Origin of the sequence: Staphylococcus sp. GDB9P120P (assembly GCF_017893435.1) — a bacterium.
GTDB classification, from domain to species: Bacteria; Bacillota; Bacilli; order Staphylococcales; family Staphylococcaceae; genus Staphylococcus; species Staphylococcus cohnii.
Genome location: NZ_JAESNB010000006.1, coordinates 1 through 3,924 on the forward strand (window position 1 = coordinate 1; position 3,924 = coordinate 3,924).

A 3,924-nucleotide genomic window follows, 5' to 3' on the forward strand; every position below is an offset into this window, starting at 1 on the left:
TCAAAAAACACCTTGATAATGCGCTTAATGTTATTAAAGTTATTAGAGAGATTTTTGAGAAGTTAGAGCAAGTTCTTGGTAGAAATAAATACCAGCATTTGATGAATGATGTAAGTAGAGATAATGGTCGTATGATAAAGGCGATACAAATATTAGATAAACAAATACATCCTGAAGAATATCAAGAAGAAAAGAATACGCAAAAACGTGATAGGGGTAGAGGTAGATAAATAAAAACGCCACTCTAAAAATAGAATGGCGTTCAAAACCTTTAAAGAATTGTTTTAAGTATATCTAATTTAATTATACCCACATTTATGCCGAGAAAACTTTTTGGTTGGAATAATGAAATGTGATAGCTAACTTGTTAGCGAGTTGGTTGGGCTTGAATTGGGATTAATCCCAAGAAAGTACCAACTCAACATCACATGGAATTGTTGGTTCCGACCAAAAAGGAAATTGGAATAAAAAATAAATTGAGTTAATGGTTTAGGTTTTAGGGCTAACTTCACGAAGTGATCTGTTAGCCCTGTTTTTGTATTTTGCTTTAGAATTTATCAAATTTAGTTGGAAAAAGGGGGACTACTACGACCCCCCCTTTTAAGTGCCGAGTGCCAAATCAGAGATTGTGAAGTGTTTAGACCTTTAATATCAAGGGTTATAGCGATTTTTCACAAAGCTACAAATAGGCTACATTTTAGGGACTTTATGAGTTATTGTATAGAAATCTCTAGACATGTATGTATAAATGGAATAAAATAAACTTATTAATAGTTAGAAATGGGGAGTAAAAATGGTTCGTACAAAAGTAGGTATAACTTTAACTGAAGATACTTTGAAAAGACTTGAAGAAATTGCAGAACAAATGGGCTTAAGTAAGTCCCAGGCTATTTCTATGTTGATTAATAACGAGTATTTAAGTAAGTATCAAAGCGAAGATAAAATATTTAAGGCATAAAAAAAGTCTTAATCAATTAGACCAAGACATTTGATAGTGTTATATTAATAAGCAAATAAAAAGAAGTCGCTCACTCCCTCGCCAAAGTTTGTGATAGCGACTTACCTTAAAGAAAAACAGTTGATGTTTTTGTTCTTAATTTGTATATCTAGATATTAAACGATATTAGTTTATTCTTCAAGATATATATTCGGGTGAGCGACTTCTTAAATTAAATTAAGGAGTCGATTTTTTATGAGTAAAAATAATTATACAAATCATTCAAATCACTTAGAAAATCACGATTCAGACAATTTTTCTAAAACCGGCTACTCTAATAGCCGGTTGGACGCACATACTGTGTGCATATCTGATCCAAAATTAAGTTTTGATGCAATGACGATCGTTGGAAATCTCAACCGAGACAACGCTCAAGCCCTTTCTAAATTTATGAGTGTAGAGCCCCAAATAAGACTTTGGGATATTCTTCAAACAAAGTTTAAAGCTAAAGCACTTCAAGAAAAAGTTTATATTGAATATGACAAAGTGAAAGCAGATAGTTGGGATAGACGTAATATGCGTATTGAATTTAATCCAAACAAACTTACACGAGATGAAATGATTTGGTTAAAACAAAATATAATAAGCTACATGGAAGATGACGGTTTTACAAGATTAGATTTAGCCTTTGATTTTGAAGATGATTTGAGTGACTACTATGCAATGTCTGATAAAGCAGTTAAGAAAACTATTTTTTATGGTCGTAATGGTAAGCCAGAAACAAAATATTTTGGCGTGAGAGATAGTAATAGATTTATTAGAATTTATAATAAAAAGCAAGAACGTAAAGATAATGCAGATGCTGAAGTTATGTCTGAACATTTATGGCGTGTAGAAATCGAACTTAAAAGAGATATGGTGGATTACTGGAATGATTGCTTTAGTGATTTACATATCTTGCAACCAGATTGGAAAACTATCCAACGCACTGCGGATAGAGCAATAGTTTTTATGTTATTGAGTGATGAAGAAGAATGGGGAAAGCTTCACAGAAATTCTAGAACAAAATATAAGAATTTGATAAAAGAAATTTCGCCAGTCGATTTAACGGACTTAATGAAATCGACTTTAAAAGCGAACGAAAAACAATTGCAAAAACAAATCGATTTTTGGCAACATGAATTTAAATTTTGGAAATAGTGTACATATTAATATTACTGAACAAAAATGATATATTTAAACTATTCTAATTTAGGAGGATTTTTTTATGAAGTGTCTATTTAAAAATTTGGGGAATTTATATGAGGTGAAAGAATAATTTACCCCTATAAACTTTAGTCACCTCAAGTAAAGAGGTAAAATTGTTTAGTTTATATAAAAAATTTAAAGGTTTGTTTTATAGCGTTTTATTTTGGCTTTGTATTCTTTCATTTTTTAGTGTATTAAATGAAATGGTTTTAAATGTTTCTTTACCTGATATTGCAAATCATTTTAATACTACTCCTGGAATTACAAACTGGGTAAACACTGCATATATGTTAACTTTTTCGATAGGAACAGCAGTATATGGAAAATTATCTGATTATATAAATATAAAAAAATTGTTAATTATTGGTATTAGTTTGAGCTGTCTTGGTTCATTGATTGCTTTTATTGGTCACAATCACTTTTTTATTTTGATTTTTGGTAGGTTAGTACAAGGAGTAGGATCTGCTGCATTCCCTTCACTGATTATGGTGGTTGTAGCTAGAAATATTACAAGAAAAAAACAAGGCAAAGCCTTTGGTTTTATAGGATCAATTGTAGCTTTAGGTGAAGGGTTAGGTCCTTCAATAGGGGGAATAATAGCACATTATATTCATTGGTCTTACCTACTTATACTTCCTATGATTACAATAGTAACTATACCTTTTCTTATTAAAGTAATGGTACCTGGTAAATCAACAAAAAATACATTAGATATCGTAGGTATTGTTTTAATGTCTATAAGTATTATATGTTTTATGTTATTTACGACAAATTATAATTGGACTTTTTTAATACTCTTCACAATCTTTTTTGTGATTTTTATTAAACATATTTCAAGAGTTTCTAACCCTTTTATTAATCCTAAACTAGGGAAAAACATTCCGTTTATGCTTGGTTTGTTTTCTGGTGGGCTAATATTTTCTATAGTAGCTGGTTTTATATCAATGGTGCCTTATATGATGAAAACTATTTATCATGTAAATGTAGCGACAATAGGTAATAGTGTTATTTTTCCTGGAACCATGAGTGTTATTGTTTTTGGTTATTTTGGTGGTTTTTTAGTGGATAGAAAAGGATCATTATTTGTTTTTATTTTAGGATCATTGTCTATCTCTATAAGTTTTTTAACTATTGCATTTTTTGTTGAGTTTAGTATGTGGTTGACTACTTTTATGTTTATATTTGTTATGGGCGGATTATCTTTTACTAAAACAGTTATATCAAAAATAGTATCAAGTAGTCTTTCTGAAGAAGAAGTTGCTTCTGGAATGAGTTTGCTAAATTTCACAAGTTTTTTATCAGAGGGAACAGGTATAGCAATTGTAGGAGGTTTATTGTCACTACAATTGATTAATCGTAAACTAGTTCTGGAATTTATAAATTATTCTTCTGGAGTGTATAGTAATATTCTTGTAGCCATGGCTATCCTTATTATTTTATGTTGTCTTTTGACGATTATTGTATTTAAACGTTCTGAAAAGCAGTTTGAATAGTTATATTATATTTTGGTTTAGAACTATGAGTGGCTAGCATTTTGCCACTCATTTTTTGCGTTAGCAAAAACAGGTTTAAGCCTCGCAGAGCACACGTATTAACGACTTATTGTAAAATAAGTCTAGTGTGTTAGACTTAAAGTATTAAATACCTATAAAACCTTAGTGCTGAGGAGTGATTTTTATATGTCGTATTCTATTATTAGAGTTTCAAAAGTTAAAACTGGAACAAATACAACAGGCATA

At 30.1% G+C, this 3,924-nt stretch carries 3 protein-coding genes and 1 pseudogene; all 4 read left to right on the forward strand.

Translation table 11 applies throughout. The features are described 5' to 3' along the window. Positions 1 to 230, forward strand: a pseudogene (locus KA856_RS04565) (MobV family relaxase); the annotation flags it as partial. Positions 231 to 793: 563 nt separating this feature from the next. Further along, a complete protein-coding gene (locus KA856_RS04570) occupies positions 794 to 958 on the forward strand; it encodes a ribbon-helix-helix domain-containing protein (RefSeq protein WP_017722131.1) in 165 nt (54 codons plus the stop codon). Between the two features lie 234 nt (positions 959 to 1,192). Then, positions 1,193 to 2,137 carry a replication initiation factor domain-containing protein gene (locus KA856_RS04575; RefSeq protein WP_016913209.1) on the forward strand — a complete coding sequence of 315 codons (945 nt, stop codon included), beginning with the start codon at positions 1,193 to 1,195 and terminating at the stop codon, positions 2,135 to 2,137. Between the two features lie 161 nt (positions 2,138 to 2,298). Next, positions 2,299 to 3,678, forward strand: a complete 1,380-nt coding sequence (gene tet(K) / locus KA856_RS04580) for a tetracycline efflux MFS transporter Tet(K) (protein WP_000492283.1) — start codon at positions 2,299 to 2,301, stop codon at positions 3,676 to 3,678. Positions 3,679 to 3,924: the final 246 nt, after the last annotated feature.

Bases quoted from the DNA above. Each gene is read 5' to 3' on its own strand.
- KA856_RS04575 (WP_016913209.1), top strand. From the start codon at position 1,193: ATGAGTAAAAATAATTATACAAATCATTCAAATCACTTAGAAAATCAC.
- KA856_RS04570 (WP_017722131.1), top strand. From the start codon at position 794: ATGGTTCGTACAAAAGTAGGTATAACTTTAACTGAAGATACTTTGAAA.